Below are 17,512 nucleotides of genomic sequence, written 5' to 3'. Positions count from 1 at the left end.
GTAATTGGCCAGGTCGCGATCAGAATTCGCGACGATAGCCAATCAATACCGTACGGCCATGACCGGCAACCGAATAACCACGTAGCGCCGTCCCAGCCGGGTTTTCGTAGCTGCTATCAAGAATGTTCTCGATCCCAAAACGCGCCGTACCACCCAGCACCGGGTAGTTGCCCGACAGGTTGAAGACGAGGCTTGGCTTGATCTTTTCATCCTCGATTTTGTTACGTGCTGCAGTATAAGTCCCGTCGAAGCGCATATTCAGATCGCCCCAGACATAGCTGTCGACATAGCCGGTGAAGCGGAACGGCGACGGAATACGGTTATTGGGAAGCCAATCATCCAAATCACCGTCTTCGTCAGTGTCATAACGACCTTCAACATAAGACGCCAAAGCGCCAATATAGGTATCTTCCGAGATGTCATACTCGCCGGTCAGCTCCGCACCGATGATGCGTTCTTTTTCCTGGCTGAGCGTGTTGGTCGAGCTATCGAAGTTGTTGCCGCGTTCGTTGGTGCTCATGTACACCGCACCGGTCGTCCGGAAATCCGTGCCGTCAAAGCGGGCCGCAAGTTCGTAGGTTTTGACCTTGGATGCATCGACATCAATATCAGAAAAGTTAAGCGGAACGCCCCGCACACCAGCACGACGCGTGTACGCCCCGACATCCGGAACAGAGAACCCTTCGCTGTAGCTGAGCGAGGTGTCAAACCGCTCCGTCCAATGCACCACCGCAGAAGCATTGTAAGTCACAGCGTCATAAGTCGTTTCACCACCGGTAAACTGTGCAGCGGGAACAGTTAGAGCTCCCTGCATATAAGTGTAGTTAGGGCGTAGGAAGTCATCGACGGTCAGGTCGTATTTTTCGTAACGAACTCCGCCGGACAGATCGACATACTTCGTCACCGGCGCACTCAATTGCGCAAATACGGCTTTGCCTTCCTGATCCATCGGCGCGCCAAGATCACGCCCGCTGACCGACTCATACTTGACGTCATCAAAGGTCAGATCCCCACCCCAGGTCAGGGTCAGTCCGTCATACACGACATCCAGATCAGTGTCGGTGGACAGCTTGACACCATACTTGACCGTGTCGATCACTGATTGCCCCAAGGGATCAAGCTCTGTTGTACTGCCTGGTAGCAATAGCTCTTGGTTGTTGTGATTTGCATCGTATATCGAGCGGGCAGCCTGCTTGTAGCTGTCATTGTAAAACAGTTTCAAATCACCGGTGCCAATCTTGCCGAAGTCATATTCGTATCCGGCAGTGAAATACTGACTTTCGTCTTCCAACGGCTGACCGGTGTACGGGCTATCGTAATTGACCGACACCGGATCGGTGGAAAGGTCGGAATAATACTCGATATCTTGACGGAACCGCACGACTTCCGAGGACAGGAACACTCGATGGCCCTCAGCCAGTGTCACACCGGCCTTGCCGAAAACATTGAGGTCTTCGGCGTTGTCAAATCCCCCCTGACCGAGCATGGCGTCTGACGGCACCTGATTGCCATAGCCGTCATAGGCATTGCCGGTTTTTGAACCGGTGACACTGGCCGCAAGATCAACCGCGCCAAAGCCACCGCTACCCGAAACTGTCAGCGACGGTGAGAAGCTTTCGCCGATATCATCGGTGTAGCTTTTGGCATGGGCATCCACGACAAAGACGTTTTTACCGACTTCACCGGTCTTGGTGATGATGTTGATCGTCGCCCCCGTCGCGCCATCGCCGTTCATCGCGTTCGAACCCGGAATGACTTCGATGCTTTCGACCTGCTGGATGTCGATCATCGAAAGGATACGGCTGCTGTTACGAAGCGGCGTGTTGCGCGCAACACCATCAACCAGCACCTGCACATCACGGCCACGGAAGGTTTCCGTGCTCGAAATCAGGCTTTGGTCATCAAACATGAAGCCCGGGACATTGTTACGAATGACATTGGTGATGTCGCTGCTTTTGGCCGACTGGGCTTCGATCTGATCGGAGCCAATCACAACGACCGACGGCGACATGGTCGCGATCGAGCGGCGCGAACGGGTCGCGGTCACCACCACTTCGGGCAGGATCACCGTGCCCTCGGCGTCGCTCATGCTTGCCGATACCGGGCGGATGATAACGCTGTCATCAGAGACAAATTCAAAAGCATATCCCGACCCCGACAGAAGGTCTTGCAAAGCTTCGCGGGCGGACATGTCAGCGGAAAGGTTGCCGCTTTCAAGCCCGGAAAGATCGCCCTGCACAACAAGCTGCAAGCCAAACTGATCGGCAACCTGATCAAGGGCGGTGCGCAGATCCCCTGCGGCAACCGCAACCGGCTGCGCAGTATCCGATGCGGTTTGCGCCATGGCGTGCGGGACCGATGCGATCATCAGTGTCGCAACAAGTGCCGTGCTGCCCAAAAGACGGGACATTCCGCGTTTCCCGGTTTCCCCAAATTTCACGATATTCAAGTTCGAACCCCTTCGCATGAAAATAATAATGCAAATCACTATTACCTTCATGACGAACCCCCCCGCGAAATGAGGAGGTGAAATTTTCTATTTTTTTGAAATTATTTTGAACCCGCCCGGAACAGCGCGATCCGTAAGACCATAAGCCGCCAAAATCGCGCCGTAAGCCCCGTCCGGTTTGGTCAGATCGAAACTGCCCGAAACGGTAATCTCGCCCATGCGTGGATCGCGCACAAAGCTGGTATCATCAAGAAGCGGTGACAAACGGGCAAACAGCTCATCAATCGGCATGTCATTGACCACCCACCGGCCAGTGCGCCATGCCGCAACCCGATCAAGTGCCACCGTGCCGTAATGCATATCGCCATCGGCATCCTGCCATGATGCCCGGCCCGCAGTCAGGCGGGCGAGCTTGGCCGTGCGGCTTTCAAGATCAACCGTGCCTTCGGATACCTCAACCCGGACATGCCCACCCCATTTAGACGCACTGAATGCAGTGCCAACGGCTGTTGCCGTCAGTTTGTTAAGGTGGATGCGAAGCGGTCTTGTGCTGTCCTTGGCGACCTCAATAAACACCCCGCCTTCCTGCACGGTCAGATCGCGATACTGATCGCTATAGGCCATGGCAACGCGCGTGCCCGGCTCCATCCAGATCCGTGATCCATCGGAAAGTTCATGCACTTCGCTAACAACACCGGGATTGCTTGCGGCAATCAGATCGGCATCAGGTTGAAACGCCGAATAGCCCCAAAGCCCTACCAGCAACAGAATGGTGAAGATTGCCAACATCGGACGCGCGCGCCGTTTGGCCGACCGCATGCCCGGCAGGCGACCATTGCCGCCCTCAAGCGCGCCAAGCCGTTCCAGATCGCGACGAACGGCTTCGCTATCAAAGCCAAGATGATCCTGCTTTGGCGACGGTGCTCCCTTGGCGGGATTGTCCATATCGGAAAGCTCGGCTGCGGCGATTTCCATGCTGTGCCATGTCTGGCGTGCACGGATGAGGCGCGCAGGATTTTGCGGGTCGGCGGCCTGCCAGCGTTCAAAGGCGATTTCCTCAGCCGCAGTTAACTGCACATCATCAAGGCGGACGGCCCAGTAATCGGCAATGTCGTCATTGCTTTGGCAGTCGTCGGGATAGCGGAATTCAGTCATGGCAGTGTCGTTACCCGGCTTCTGGCTGATGATGCTGTTGTTTATATGACGAACGAGCCGCACAAAAGAGGATGTCGGAAGTCCTGATCCTAGTTTTCATGGCGCGCCAACACCTGTTTGCAATGTCCAAGCGCCTGACGCAAATGCTTTTCGACCATATTGCGACTAATGCCAAGATGCTCTGCCGCCTCCACCGTGCTGAGATGATCCCGTTTGCACAGCAGGAACACCTCGCGACAGCGCGGCGGCAGGTCATCAATCGCACGCCGAATGATATCAAGACGTTGGCGATCTGCACTGATTTGTTCAGGGCTGGCTGACTGGCTGGCCATGCCATCCATCTCGCTGATTTCGGCCGGATCGGTGAATTCAACCGGGTTGCGGTTGTTCCGGCGCAGGGCATCAATCGCCAGATTGGTCGCCATGCGCATCAGAAAGGCTGGCGGATTGGCAATTTCATCCGGGTCGATATTCCGGTGGCGCAGCTGGACATAAAGGTCCTGCAAGACGTCATGACTTTCGTCGCGCGCGGGCAGATATTTCTGCACCTGTCGCAACAACCGATCATGATATTGCTGATAAAGGTTATCCCAGGAACGGTCACAGACCGCCATAGCTGCACATCCAGAATTCGATAATGATAACTGTTATCATTTTCATTAGTGCTTATAAGCCATCCAGCTCCGGCGTCAATTCCAAAAGCAAAAGGGCCCGCTTTCGCAGGCCCTTTTGGCATTCATCTTTTTGGCAGCAAGGCTGAGGTCAGTCCTCGAAATGCCCCTTGGCGGCGAAACCACCGCCCTGATAGATCACAGCCGGATCCTTGCGATCTTCGGGCGGGAAGACTGCCTCGATCTCGGCGCGGAATTGCTCGGAGCTGTCTTGCGGTTTCCAGCCAAGGAAATCGGCGTGATCGTTGCTCCACCATTTCGATTTATTGTCCGAAACGCCATACATCACCAGATGGCCGGTCATCGGCGCAGCAAAGATCGCCTTCATCAGCGAGATGAAATCGCGCGGGCTCATCCAGGTCGAAAGCATCCGGCGATCGCGCGGCTTTTCAAAGCACGACCCGATGCGCAAGGACACAGTTTCAACATCGAACTTGTGGTAATAGTAGCTCGCCACTGCCTCGCCATAGCATTTGGTTACGCCATAAAGGCTGTCGGGGCGCAGTTCGGATTTGTCATCAAGCTTTTCGGTGCGGGGATGGAAGCCGATCGCGTGGTTGGAGCTGGCAAACATGATCCGCCCTACCCCGTTCTGACGCGCGCCTTCATAAAGGTTATAGGTCCCGGCAAGGTTCGCCTGAAGCAGGTCATCAAAGGCCGCCTCAATCGAAATACCGCCCAGATGAATGATGCCATCAACATCCTTGGTCAGTTCGATCACGGCTTCCCGATCCGAAAGATCGCATTGCACGACTTCCTCGTTCGGACCAGCCGGGTCCATCGGCGATATATCGGACAGGCGAATGGCATCGGCATAGCCCTTAAGCCCTTCACGGCAAATCTTGCCAAGATTCCCACCGGCACCGGTAATCAGCAAACGTTTCATAACCATCCTCTTTGATATCGATTTTACCCGCGATCCGTTACTCGCCGAACACAAGGTTCGGAAGCGTCATGGAAATCGCAGGGATATAGGTTGTCAGCAAAAGCGCACTCAGGATCGCCAGATAAAATGGCCAGATCGACTGCACGGCTTTTTCGATTTTAACCCCGCCAATCGCGCACCCGACAAACAGGCACGATCCCACCGGCGGCGTACACAGGCCAAGCCCCAAATTCATCATCAGCACCATGCCGAACTGGATCGGGTCCATGCCAAACTGCATGGCAAGCGGCAGGAAGATCGGCGTACAGATCAGGATGAGGGCTGCCATATCCATGATCATGCCGGCAATCAACAGCATGATATTGATCAGCAACAGCACCATGATCGGATTGTCGGTGATGCCGGTAATCGCCTCGGCCAGGGCATCGGGCACCTGATAAAAGGCCAGCATGTAACCATAGGCCGATGCACACCCGACCAGCAGCATCACAAGTGCGGTCGTCTTGGCCGATTGCTTGACCGCGGCAATAAAGCCAGCCCAGCTGAGCTCGCGATAAACCAGCCCCGTGATAATCAGCGCATAGGCCACACCAATCGCGCCAGACTCTGTCACGGTGAAGACACCGCTCAGAACCCCGCCGACGATAATGACAGCAGTAAAGAAGCCCGGAATGGCGCGCACGGCCGTGCGCCATACTACTGCCCAGCCAGGGAACGGTTCGGCCGGATAGCCATGGCGAATTGCAACCAGCCATGTGGCAAGGCCGAGTAACACGCACATGATAATGCCCGGAACGACACCGGCCATAAACAGCTTGGAGATCGAAATCCCCCCGCCGGCCGCCACCGCATACAGGATCATGTTATGGCTTGGCGGGATCATGATGCCGGCAATCGACGATGTCACCGTCACGTTGACCGCGTAATCCGCGCGGTAGCCTTCCTTTTTCATCACCGGGATCAGGATCGACCCAAGGGCGGATGTATCGGCCACTGCGGAACCGGAAATGCCGCCAAACAGCATCGATGAAAACACGTTCACGATGCCAAGGCCGCCACGGCGACTGCCGACAAGCGCGGTTGCGAATTGCACCAGCCTTGTGGCGATCCCGCCATGAAGCATCAGCTCGCCGGCAAAGATGAAGAACGGAATGGCCAGAAGCGAAAAGGTACTGACCCCCGATCCGATACGCTGAAACGCGATCAGGGTTGGCAGGCCTTCGAAAAAGAATGCGCCAAGGGCAGCAATGCCCAGTGCGATGGCAACGGGCATACCAATCAGAATACCGATGGCAAACACGCCCAGAAGAATGGTCATGCCCATTTATTCAGCGTCCTTGTTAAGCAAGTCGTCGTGATAGATGCCAGCACGCGCAATCGTTTGCCATCCGGCGATGATCTTGAGGATATGCACCACGCTGTAGAACATGATCCCGGCGCCGCAAACCGCCATCGGCACAGACCGCCAACCATCGGAAATATGAATGATCGGCATGGTCTTCGCCCAGTTAAAGGCGACCAGATCCATCCCGCCAATCAGCATCCAGTAGCCGAACCACGCCATGGCAGCATAGCTGATCGCAGCAACGCTCGCGGCAATTTTTGGCGGCAGCGCATCACGGAAAAATGACACAGACAAATGGCTGTTATCGCGCATACCGGCGGCGGCCACCGGGAAGGTAATCAGGACAATCAGAATAAGAGAGACCTGTTCCACCCAGGTTGGTGTTTCATTAAGGACATAACGCCCGAACACCAGCCAGCCGAAGCTCGGGATCAGGGCAACAAGCGCCAGACCGCCAATCAAATTCAGCAGACCGGCGATACCACCGCCGAGGCGGTCGATCAAATTGGTCAAACGAGAAAACATCAATTGTGCTGCCAGATAATGTTTTAACTGGAAATAGAATAGTCACAGGACAAAAAGAAGGGCGACGATTAAATCGCCGCCCTTTCGATATACTGTCTTATTTCTGCGCATCCTGGATGGCTTTGACCAGGTCAGCCAGATCCGGGTTGGACTTCAGGAAGTTGTCGTAAACCGGCTGCATAGCGTCCTGGAAGGCCTGCTTGTCAGCGATTTCGTTAACTTCGATGCCAGCAGCAATGACTTTTTCCTTGGACTGCTCGGCACGGGCGGCCCAGGCAGCACGCTGGACAGTTACCGAAGCTTCAGCAGCTTCGTGCACAGTCTTTTTCTCTTCGTCCGAAAGGCTGTCATAAAGCGCTTTGTTCATGCACAGGCATTCCGGCAGAATCAGGTGCTGGGTGACCGAGTAGTACTTGGCAGCCTCAAAGTGGCCGGAGCTGTCATAGGACGGATAGTTGTTCTCCGCACCGTCAATCACACCGGTTTTAAGCGACTGATAGACCGAGCTATACGCCATCGGGGTCGCGTTACCGCCAAGCGAGTCAACCATCTGAACATACAGGTCGTTGCTCATGACGCGGAATTTCAGGCCCTGCAGATCGGCCGGGGTGTTGATCGGGTGCTTGGAGTTGTAGAAAGAACGCGCACCGGAATCGTACCAGCCAAGCGGCTGCAAGCCAGCTGCGATCAGGCCATCAGCAATCTGCTGACCAGCCGGGCCATCCATAACGTCATGCATGGCATCGACGCTTTTGAAGATGAAGGGCAGCGAAACAACGTTGGCTTCCGGGGCAACTTCACCGAGCGGGCCGAGGTTGAAAACAGCCCAGTCCAGACCACCAAGGCGGACCTGCTGAATCGCGTCCGGCTGATCGCCGAGAACACCACCGTGATAAACCTTGGCTTCAAGATCGCCACCGGACTTTTCATTGATCAGCTTGGCGAATTCTTCCATGCCGGTCGAAACCGGATATTCCGGCGGATGGATATTCCAGCCGCGCCATTCCTTAGCCTGCGCACCGGATGCCAGCGCAACCGAAACGGCTGCGGCCGCGATCGTCAGTGTCGTGGTTTTGATAAACTTGTTCATTTGGGTTCCTCCCGAGACGATTTGTCATTTACGTAAAAGCCTTGATGCCCCTTTGGGGTCATTTTTTCTCATATAATCCTACAATCCGTCACTTGTAAACACAACTGTAAGATTTGTTAACAACTAGTCTAATAGCTGCTTCGTTTTTCTGCGCGCCGATTGTTGTTTTGGCGTCGCAATCAGTTACCCCGGCAAGTCAGGCCTGCCGGGGTAAAAGGCAGGTTCATGCAGGCATAGCGCCCCGATTACTAATCAGGCGGCGCGCAGTGCATCCGCGCCATAGGCCTTGCGGATAACATCGGCCAACATGTCATGTTCCTTGTCAGTCAAATCGGTCAGCGGACTACGGACCGGACCGGTATCGCGCCCGATCACACGCATGCCGGCCTTGACGATGGATACGGCATATCCCTTTCCGCGATTACGGATATCAAGATAGGGATAGAAGAATTCGGTCAGCACACGGCTCATGGCCGCATCATCATCGCGCGTCAGCGCGTCATAGAAATCAAGTGCCTGCTGCGGCAGGAAGTTGAAGATCGCCGATGAATAGGTTGTCACACCGGCTGCCTTGTAAGCCTTGGCAAAAACTTCGGCCGTCGGCATGCCACCGATATAGGATAGGCGATCGCCGATCACGGTGCAGACCTTGGTGACCATTTCGATATTGCCATGGCCATCCTTGAACCCGACCAGGTTCGGGCAAACCTCGCACAGCTTGGCAAGGGTTTCAGCCGTGATGATCGAATTGTCACGGTTATAGACAATCACACCGATATCAACCGCATCACAAACCGCCTTAACGCGGGCAAACAGGCCTTCCTGCTCTGCCCCGATCAGGTATTGCGGCAACAGCAACAGGCCATCAGCCCCGGCCGCCTCGCACGCCTTGGCAAGGTCAACCGCCATCGCGGTGCCATAACCACAGCCGGCAATGATCGGGGTATCGCCTGCGACTTCCTTGGCCGCGCGCACGGTTTCAACCACTTCTGCCGGGGTCAGGGAAAAGAATTCCCCGGTGCCGCCTGCGGCAAACAGGGCGGTTGCCGGATATTGCGACAACCAGGCGACATGCGTGCGGTAGGTCGCAAGATCAAGCGCGCCCTCGGCATCAAAAGGCGTTACCGGAAAAGAAAGCAACCCGGCGCCAATCGCCTTTTTCATCTCTAGATAATGCATCAAGCGTCCTTAATATCTGTATGCGTCAAAACAACTATGACGATTCTATAAATTCATCATATCACTTTGTCAAACATAATACTCAGACTTTTACAAAGCCCTGAGAAAGCCGAAAAAACCGAGTTTTCTGCGACATTTCCGGCTCTTTCGACTTTGGTATAAAACGGTGATTTTCGTCCGATTTTCTCGAATCGGGTTGATTGGTATGATGACTTTGCGATCAAAGCCCGTTAGGCTCTGGCGATCCATTCAACGCCACAGCCAAGAAGACCGGGAATGACTGATATCACTGCTGCCAGCCGCATCCTTGCCGATGCCTTTACCAAACACACCCTGATTGATCCCCTGCCCGCCGACATCGCCCCCAAAACCTTTGACGACGCTTATGCCATTCAGGATGCCACCCTGGCACTTGTCGGCATCGCGCAGGCGGGCTGGAAGCTTGCGGTTGCGACCCGCGCGGCACAGGAAAAGATCGGCGCGGACGGCCCGCTCGTCGGCCCGTTGCTTGATGGTCGTATCCTTGGCGATGACGCGACACTGACCACCGATGACATCCATTTCCCCAATATCGAGGCGGAAATTGCCGTTGTCATGGACAGCACGCCGGCCCCGGATGCGACATCAAGTGACATCCTAGATCACATCAAAAGCATGCATCTGGCGATCGAGATTGCCGATCGCCGCTATCACGAAAAGCAGGACCCGATCCAGACGCTGGCCGATCTTAATTCGACCAGCCACTTCATCCTCGGCCCGGAAATCGAAGGCTGGCGCGACCTTGGCTTTATCGGCGGCAAAGTCACCACCAAAAGTGACGGCGAAGTACTTGCCAGCAACGATGATCCCGATGCCTGGCCGGAAATCTTTGGCGGACTGGAATATCTTGTCGGCTTCCTTGCCAAGCGCGGCAAAAGCCTTAAGGCAGGCGACGTGATCACCACGGGTGCCTGTGCGCTTCCGACCATCAGCCCGCATGGCAAGATCGAAGCGATCTTTGAAGGATTGGGCACGGTGACGGCCGACATCAAAAAGGTCTGATCTGGGCGGCTTACAGTCCGGATCCAACCCAACAAAAAAGCCATGCGACATCCCGTCGCATGGCTTTTGTTTTAGCGCGTCCGGGACTTAGCCGTTTTCGCGGAACTTGTTGACCGGAACACCGGGTACTTCAACGCGCAGCTTGACCAGCTTGCCTGCATGCGGGAATTCAGCACGTTTTTCCGGGCTGTATCCTTCCTGATGGCTGGTGACATAAAGCGTTTTCATATCCGGCCCACCAAAGCACGGCATGGTCGGATTGGGCATCGGCATCGGGATCGATTTCAAAAGCGTGCCATCCGGGGCAAATCGATTGAGATTGCCCGCCGACACACCGGCCGACCAATAGCACCCTTCAAGATCAACCGCCCCGCCATCCGGGCGGCCCAGCGTGTCATCAAGATCAAGATAGCGCGTGCAATTGCCAATGTTGCCCGTGGCGACATCAAAGTCCCACCGGTTGACCCACGGCCCACGTGAATCGGAGTGATACATTTTCGATCCATCCGCCGACCAGGCAATGCCGTTGGAAATCTTGAACCCGGTTGCCTTTTCCTCGACCTTGCCATCAGCCGTGATGCGATAAAGCGAGGCAATCGGCATCTTGTCGGGATTGTCATCCATTGTGCCGACCCAGAACGCGCCGTCCGGGCCAATCTTGCCATCATTGGTGCGGCTGTTAATGCCGTCTTCGATCCGACAAAGCGGCGCACGATCACCGGTTTCAGGATCAAGGAAAATGATATCCTTGCGAAGGGCTACGATGATGCGTCCGTGATCGGTCAGGCCAAAACAGCCAAGTTCGCTATCAAAGGTCCATGTCTTGCGCGCACCCGTTGCCACATCAAGGGAATGCAGCTTGCAATTCAGGATATCGGTCCAGTAAAGCCGGTTGTTGGCAGCATCCCAGTTGGGGCATTCCGCCAAGGTGAAGGTTTCGTCAGAAAGAATTTCCGGCTGATACATCACACCACCCGTCATCATACACACTCCCGAATTCATATGATTATTTATTGTTATGTTCTGGTGTGCCGTTTGCGGCCCCTGCTTGTCAACAGGATTGTCATGACAATCGGCCTTCTGCCCGGCCCGTTTCGCAGCTTAGCCTGCTGAAAAAACAGAAATTATAGAATTCCGGGTGTTGGTAAGAGTTCCGCCGTGATTACCGGTCGCGGGCGTGATCGGTGACACGCTGGCGGGCCTGATGCAGGTGGTAGCGCATCAGAAGTTCGGCACTAGCACCATCGTGGCTCAGGATCGCATCATAGATCTGGCGATGCTCGCTCAAAACCTTTTGCGCACGCTCGGCCGATCCGCCGCGCGTGATATTCAGCGCAACGCGCATGGATTTACCCATCACTTCATGCAGGGAATTCAAAATGGTGACGAAAATCTCGTTCCCGCTGGCCCGCGCGATGGCCATGTGAAAGGCCAGATCAGCCTTATCGGCGATGTCACCGGCAGCCACCCCGTCTTCAAGCATCGTAAGCGCATTTTCAATTTCGCGGTGATGACGGGCACTGGCCCGTTCGGCTGCCATGCGCGCGGTTGTGCCTTCAATCGCAGACCGGGCTTCAAAACAACGCAGGAGGCCTGCGACATCACTCACCCCACCAAATTCGATCAGGCCTTGTGGCGGGCGCTTTTTAACAAACGATCCCACCCCCTGGCGGGCATAGACCAGCCCGTCGGACTGCAGTTTGCGCAATGCTTCGCGCACAACCGGGCGCGACACGCCAAAGGATGCGCAAATCTCGTTTTCCGAAGGCAGCTTGGCACCCTCGGCAAGATTGCCCGAGATGATCTGCTCAAGGATCTGACCATAAAGCTGATCGGCGAGTTTTTCGCGTTTCTGGACTCTCAGCAGCAGCTCGGACATCCGCCCCCCGGACTTGTTATCTTGTAAAACTTACTTGTAATTTTTATCGCCAAACAACAAGACGGTAAAGCCCTCGCATTCTAGTAATGCAGGAGGCAACCCCAATAATAAGACGATCATCATTTCACATAGGAGGCGTATCAGTCGCGCAAAGACGCAACGACCTGGATTTCGACTTTGAGTTCCGGGCGGCTCAAACCGGAAATCCCAATGATAGACCAAGCGGGATACGGACTTTTGATGAAGTGTTTTTTAACTTCAAGAAAATCGGGAAGCGTATTTTCGATATCTACGTGGTAACTCGTGACATCGACGAGGTCACTAAAGTCCAGACCAGCGATCCTGAGCAATTCTTCCACACGCTTGAAGGCCCACGTCGTTTGGTCGGCAATGCTTTCAGGTGCCGTTCCATCCGGACGCGTTCCAACTTGCCCGGATATATAAAGAAATCCCTTGGATTTGACGGCAGGAGAGAACCCGTATTTTTCAAAGGCAGCGCGATAGCCATCAAACATTTCGTTACCAGCGGGAATCTCAAGAACTTCTGAAGTCATGCACTCTTCTTTCTTTAGAATGTTAGGAAGGCGTTTGGGATTTCATTCCAAATTTCGGCGTTGAACCGCTCGACGACAGGAAAGCCGCACGGCCAGTCAATGGCTGGCTGCACTACCGATCATACATCAACAAACTTGCGTGAAATTTGGACGTCACAAGGCTAGTCGACGAGTGAATAATCACGATTTCCCGGAATGCCGACGATCTCGTCATCATCGACCAGACCACTATCGGGCTGATCAAGCAGATGCGGGATCAGCGTCATCGTGCCGGTCAGGGTCTGGTTCTTGCCAAGCACGACAAGATCACCATGCTCCTTGAATTCCGGACGGTTATGCACGTTGGGGACATGCGAGACCGGCTCGACACAAAACGTCTTGCCGTCTTCGGGGATGTAGAACTGAACATTTGGCAAGGTATCGCTGGCAATCATTTTGACACTATAGCCAGCATCCTCCCAGACCATGTCGGCTTCAAGATGCCAACCGGCATAGTGGGCATCAAGCGTGCGGTTATGGCGGATCATTTTGCCATCGGAAAAATCACGTCCAAGATCAATCACCGTGCGTGCTGTGGGCAGCATGTCTTCATCGGTGGCAAAACTGTCCGTTGCGATGAAGGCCACCGATACATCATCCCCACCCGGGAACCACGGATGGAGGCCAATGCCATAGGGCATCGGGGTTCTGCCAAGATGACGCACACCGATTTCAATCGTCACATCGCTCTCGGTCACCTTGAATTCCTGCCAGGCGACATAGACAAAGCCGCTTTGCGGGTCGTCATGTTTGTGATTGAAGCGCAGCGTATCGACCGTCGGGCGTTCGATTTTCCATTCCGCAGACCGCCCAAAACCATGAATGGCATGCGGGCTGGGCGGGCGGTTGGCCGGAACCTTGACGATGCGGCCATCAAATTCGAACTCAGCAAAGGCCAGCCGATTGGCAAACGGCACCATCGGAAAACAGCCCAAGCTTGACGGATTGCCTGATGCAATCGCCTCCGGCGTGACGGGCCGCAAAAGATTGATGATACCCTTGCCGTCCGGGCGGATCCAGTCGATCCGCGATATCGCCCCTCCCTGCGGGACAATCCCGATCTGAAAAGGACCACTGTTCCACCGGTATTCAGGTTCGCCTTTTTTGGCCATGCCTGCGCGCCTCAAATCCAACCAAAATCATATGATGACTTTACAGAACCACTATCGTTCGATTATGTGAAGATGGTAATTGCCATGGCGCCAAACAAACCTTAACGCCACACCGCCATTTTTTATCTGGTTGTTTTACACCGGATTTATCGGATACGCAAAATGAACAAGCCCCGTGTATCGGCAGCACCGCGCAAAGTCTCGCTGACCGAAAAAGTGATCGCCAGCCTGCGCCACGAGATCGAAAGCGGCCAACGCGAACCCGGCAGCAAGCTGCCCACCGAGCCGGTCCTGACCGAACAGTTCGGCGTCAGCCGCACCGTGGTGCGCGAAGCGATTGCGGCGCTTAAGGCCGACGGGTTACTTGAGCCCCGTCAGGGCGCTGGCGTTTTTGTCCTGTCGCCGCAGGCGCGCAGCAACGAGACATCAATCTTTGCCGTCGATTACGCGCAGGTCTCCGACGTTCTGGAAATTCTTGAACTGCGCATGGCGGTCGAGATCGAGGCAGCCGGCCTTGCCTGCACGCGCGGCTCTGTCGCACAACAGACCAAGATTTACGAGGCCATGGCCAAAATGGAACGCGCACTTGAAAAAGGCGAGCCAACCGAACAGGCCGACTTCGAATTCCATAGCGCGATTGCCGCTGCAACCAACAACCGCCGCTTTGCCGAGTTCCTTGAACATCTGGGGGATAAGACCATCCCGCGTGCCCAGCTGCGCCGCCGCCCGCCCGAGGCCACGGACCAGAAAGCCTATATGCAGATGATCATGGGTGAACATCGCAGTATTTACGATGCGATTGCCGCACGCGACGAGGATACAGCCCGCAAGGCCATGCGCGCCCATCTCAGCCAGAGCCAGACCCGCTATCAGAAACTTCTGACCCAGCGTTAAGCCCAAAGTGCACTAGGCCGGGATTGCCTTGGCGAGGTTTGCCATATCATCAATGACGATATCCGCCCCGGCTGCATAAAGCCGCTGGCTGGCCGTTTCGCGGTCATCGGCATAATGCCCGCCACCTACAAAGCCGATGCATTTCATGCCTGCCGCCTGTGCGGCCGTAACACCAGCAACAGAATCCTCGATCACAATGGTATGTTCGGGCGCATGGCCCATACCATCAGCCGCATGCAGGAAAAGATCCGGGGCCGGTTTGCCGTTTTGAACGAAATCGGCACTATAGACCCGGCCTTCAAACCACGGACCAAGGCCCGTGACCTGCATGGTCTTTTCAAGGCGCTCGACCGAACTGCTTGATGATATGCAAAAGGCAATATCGCGTGCCCGAAGGGCGGCCAGCACATCATCGATCTGATCGATCTTGGTCAGATCGCGGTCATAACGCGCAAACAGCATTTCATAGTAGTATGGCTTGAACGCTGCGGTCACGTCCTGCCCGGTCTGGTCCTTGATATATTCGATCGGGGCAGAGCTTGATCGGCCTGTAAAGCGATCTGATACTTCCGCAAGACTAAGCGGTGCGCCAAAATGTTCAAGCACATCAACAAGGGTCGCGAGCGATATCGGCTCGCTATTGACCAGCACGCCGTCACAGTCAAACAGGACAACACGACAGGCGTCAAACAGACCTTCGATGTCTGATGCTGACGTTACGATCTTGGTCCCGACTTCGTTAGTCGGGCCTTGGACATTGTTTCCTCGGGCCATGTTGAACCTGGCTTGTTTCATTTATGTTATCACCACAGCCTAGCTAAGGTGTAAGTTCAGCGTCAACAAAAATGAACATTTGACCAATGAATGAACTTTTGATCAACTCAGGCCAAACTGAGCCCAAAACAGATCAAATACAGACCAGACAAAAGACCACCCGGTACCGTCCAACACCAAGAAAACCGGGGGAATTGCGGAGGAGAACCCCATCATGAGTCCCACTTGTCCTTGCTTCGTCGGCGTGGATGTCGGCACCGGAAGTGCGCGCGCAGGCGTGTTTGATGCCAATGGCAAACTGCTTGGAAGTGCCGCGCACGCGATTGCGATGAACCGCCCGAAACCCGACTTCGTCGAACAGGATTCTGAAAATATCTGGCAATCGGTCTGCCAGTCGGTGCGTGATGCCATGGCCAAATCCGGGGTTCCGGCCGAAAAGGTCGCTGCCATCGGGTTTGATGCCACCTGCTCCCTCGTGATCCGTGATCAGGATAACAAGCCGCTGGGCGTTACACCGAACGGTGCGGATAATTGGGATGTGATCGTCTGGATGGATCACCGTGCCGTGCGCGAGGCCGAAGAATGCACGGCCACGGGTGCGAAGGTTCTGGAATATATCGGCGGCACCATGTCGCCGGAAATGGAAATCCCCAAACTGATGTGGCTGAAACGCCATCATAATGCAGCCTGGCAGAAAATGGGCGCGGCTTACGATCTGGCCGATTTCCTGTCCTTCCGCGCAACCGGCAGCAATGCCCGGTCCTGCTGCACGGTGACCTGCAAATGGACCTATCTTGCCCATCAGGATGAACCGTGGGATCGCGATTTCCTGAAATCTATCGACATGGAAGACCTCAATGACAAGATCAACATGCATGACAGCGCGCTTGCGGTTGGCGATCTGATCGGGAAACTTTCCGAACAGGGCGCGGCTGACCTTGGCCTGACGACCGATTGTGTTGTCGGGGCAGGCCTGATCGATGCCCATGCCGGTGCGCTCGGCACACTTGGTGAATATCTTGATGGCAACCTTGATCAGCATTTTGCCATGATCGCAGGCACCTCGACCTGCCATATGGCGCTGTCAAGCGAACCACGCTTTATCAAGGGTGTCTGGGGCCCCTATTTCGGTGCGATTGCCCCGAACCTTTGGCTGAATGAAGGCGGGCAATCGGCGACCGGTGCGTTGCTTGATCATATCGTTGCCATGCATCCGTTTTCCCATGACATGGGGCGTGCGGCACACAAGCTTGCCGGTGAAAAGCTGATGCCGATGATGGCCGATAAAACCGATCTCGCCCCGCGTCTGCATGTCCTGCCCGATTTTCATGGCAACCGGTCCCCGCTGGCCGATCCCGAGGCCCTTGGCGTGATTTCCGGCCTGACACTCGATCAAAGCGAGGAAAGCTTCCTTAAGCTTTACTGGGCGACGGCCTGCGCGATTGCCTATGGCACACGCCACATCATCGATGCGATGAACGATACCGGTTACGACATCACCCACATCCATCTGAGTGGCGGCCACACCGCAAGTCAGGTTCTGGTCAAGCTTTATGCCGATGTCACCGGCTGTACGGTGGTGATGTCTGATTGCGAGGAGCCGGTTCTTCTGGGATCTGCCATGCTGGCGGCCGGTGCGCTGGATGCCGATGGCGGTCTTGCCAAGGCGGCCCGCAAAATGGCGGGCAAGGAAACCAACCATGCGCCGGATCCTGCCGCCAAGGCCGACCATGACCGTCGCTACGCCATTTTCCATCAGATGCACGCCCATCGTCAGACCCTTGATGGCATGAGCAAAAACTGATTTTACCGTCCCCGGAATGCCATATCCACAGGCCTTTGGCCTGTTTTGCGGGACTTGACCTAACCAAAAGGCGCTTGACGTCACTTTTGGTTAAGGTCAAAACAAAAGGGCCGAT

16 protein-coding genes are annotated in these 17,512 nt (G+C 55.2%); 3 read left to right on the top strand and 13 right to left on the bottom strand.

Annotated features, from left to right (window positions below; all coding sequences use genetic code 11):
- Positions 1-19 precede the first annotated feature (19 nt).
- From CMO10_RS18485 to kdgD, 8 genes are all read right to left on the bottom strand, one after another.
- Positions 20-2,410 (bottom strand): TonB-dependent receptor, encoded by a 2,391-nt coding sequence (locus tag CMO10_RS18485; protein ID WP_297024807.1) that lies wholly within the window; start codon positions 2,408-2,410, stop codon positions 20-22.
- A 126-nt stretch (positions 2,411-2,536) separates the two neighbouring features.
- Positions 2,537-3,604, bottom strand: coding sequence for a FecR family protein (locus CMO10_RS18480; RefSeq protein WP_297024806.1), 1,068 nt, complete (start codon positions 3,602-3,604; stop codon positions 2,537-2,539).
- Positions 3,605-3,693: 89 nt separating this feature from the next.
- Positions 3,694-4,218 (bottom strand): RNA polymerase sigma factor, encoded by a 525-nt coding sequence (locus CMO10_RS18475; RefSeq protein WP_297024805.1) that lies wholly within the window; start codon positions 4,216-4,218, stop codon positions 3,694-3,696.
- Between the two features lie 148 nt (positions 4,219-4,366).
- Positions 4,367-5,161: an NAD-dependent epimerase/dehydratase family protein gene (locus CMO10_RS18470; RefSeq protein ID WP_297024804.1), complete on the bottom strand. Its 795-nt coding sequence runs from the start codon at positions 5,159-5,161 to the stop codon at positions 4,367-4,369.
- A 37-nt stretch (positions 5,162-5,198) separates the two neighbouring features.
- Positions 5,199-6,485: a TRAP transporter large permease gene (locus tag CMO10_RS18465; RefSeq protein ID WP_297024803.1), complete on the bottom strand. Its 1,287-nt coding sequence runs from the start codon at positions 6,483-6,485 to the stop codon at positions 5,199-5,201.
- A complete protein-coding gene (locus CMO10_RS18460; protein ID WP_297024802.1) occupies positions 6,486-7,031 on the bottom strand; it encodes a TRAP transporter small permease in 546 nt (181 codons plus the stop codon).
- Positions 7,032-7,128: 97 nt separating this feature from the next.
- A complete protein-coding gene (locus CMO10_RS18455; protein WP_297024801.1) occupies positions 7,129-8,121 on the bottom strand; it encodes a TRAP transporter substrate-binding protein in 993 nt (330 codons plus the stop codon).
- Positions 8,122-8,373: 252 nt separating this feature from the next.
- Entirely contained in the window at positions 8,374-9,300 is a 927-nt protein-coding gene (gene kdgD / locus CMO10_RS18450) for a 5-dehydro-4-deoxyglucarate dehydratase (RefSeq protein WP_297024800.1), read from the bottom strand.
- Between the two features lie 276 nt (positions 9,301-9,576).
- Between kdgD and CMO10_RS18445 the strand changes: the two genes are divergently transcribed.
- Positions 9,577-10,341, top strand: coding sequence for a 2-keto-4-pentenoate hydratase (locus CMO10_RS18445; protein ID WP_297024799.1), 765 nt, complete (start codon positions 9,577-9,579; stop codon positions 10,339-10,341).
- Between the two features lie 87 nt (positions 10,342-10,428).
- On the opposite strand, the gene CMO10_RS18440 is transcribed toward CMO10_RS18445, so the two are convergent.
- From CMO10_RS18440 to CMO10_RS18425, 4 genes are all read right to left on the bottom strand, one after another.
- Positions 10,429-11,322 carry an SMP-30/gluconolactonase/LRE family protein gene (locus CMO10_RS18440; RefSeq protein WP_297024798.1) on the bottom strand — a complete coding sequence of 298 codons (894 nt, stop codon included), beginning with the start codon at positions 11,320-11,322 and terminating at the stop codon, positions 10,429-10,431.
- A 181-nt stretch (positions 11,323-11,503) separates the two neighbouring features.
- Complete coding sequence (locus tag CMO10_RS18435; protein WP_297024797.1) at positions 11,504-12,220, bottom strand: FadR/GntR family transcriptional regulator; 717 nt, start codon at positions 12,218-12,220, stop codon at positions 11,504-11,506.
- A 140-nt stretch (positions 12,221-12,360) separates the two neighbouring features.
- The gene (locus CMO10_RS18430) at positions 12,361-12,774 is read right to left on the bottom strand and encodes a RidA family protein (protein ID WP_297024796.1); all 414 of its coding nucleotides are present in this window, start codon (positions 12,772-12,774) and stop codon (positions 12,361-12,363) included.
- A 161-nt stretch (positions 12,775-12,935) separates the two neighbouring features.
- Positions 12,936-13,925 (bottom strand): aldose epimerase family protein, encoded by a 990-nt coding sequence (locus CMO10_RS18425; protein ID WP_297024795.1) that lies wholly within the window; start codon positions 13,923-13,925, stop codon positions 12,936-12,938.
- 162 nt (positions 13,926-14,087) lie between these two features.
- On the opposite strand from CMO10_RS18425, the gene CMO10_RS18420 reads away from it, so the two are divergent.
- Positions 14,088-14,819, top strand: a complete 732-nt coding sequence (locus CMO10_RS18420) for a FadR/GntR family transcriptional regulator (protein ID WP_297024794.1) — start codon at positions 14,088-14,090, stop codon at positions 14,817-14,819.
- A 12-nt stretch (positions 14,820-14,831) separates the two neighbouring features.
- Here CMO10_RS18420 and CMO10_RS18415 read toward each other — a convergent pair whose 3' ends face one another.
- Positions 14,832-15,614: an HAD family hydrolase gene (locus tag CMO10_RS18415; RefSeq protein ID WP_297024793.1), complete on the bottom strand. Its 783-nt coding sequence runs from the start codon at positions 15,612-15,614 to the stop codon at positions 14,832-14,834.
- A gap of 193 nt (positions 15,615-15,807) precedes the next feature.
- Here CMO10_RS18415 and CMO10_RS18410 point away from each other — a divergent pair, with 193 nt between their 5' ends.
- Positions 15,808-17,397, top strand: a complete 1,590-nt coding sequence (locus tag CMO10_RS18410) for an FGGY-family carbohydrate kinase (protein ID WP_297024792.1) — start codon at positions 15,808-15,810, stop codon at positions 17,395-17,397.
- The last annotated feature ends 115 nt before the right edge of the window (positions 17,398-17,512 follow it).

The organism is Thalassospira sp., assembly GCF_002709775.1.
In the GTDB taxonomy this organism is placed as follows: Bacteria; Pseudomonadota; Alphaproteobacteria; order Rhodospirillales; family Thalassospiraceae; genus Thalassospira.
The sequence above is the reverse complement of the archived record's forward strand: the minus strand, read 5'-3'. Positions and strand labels throughout refer to the sequence as shown.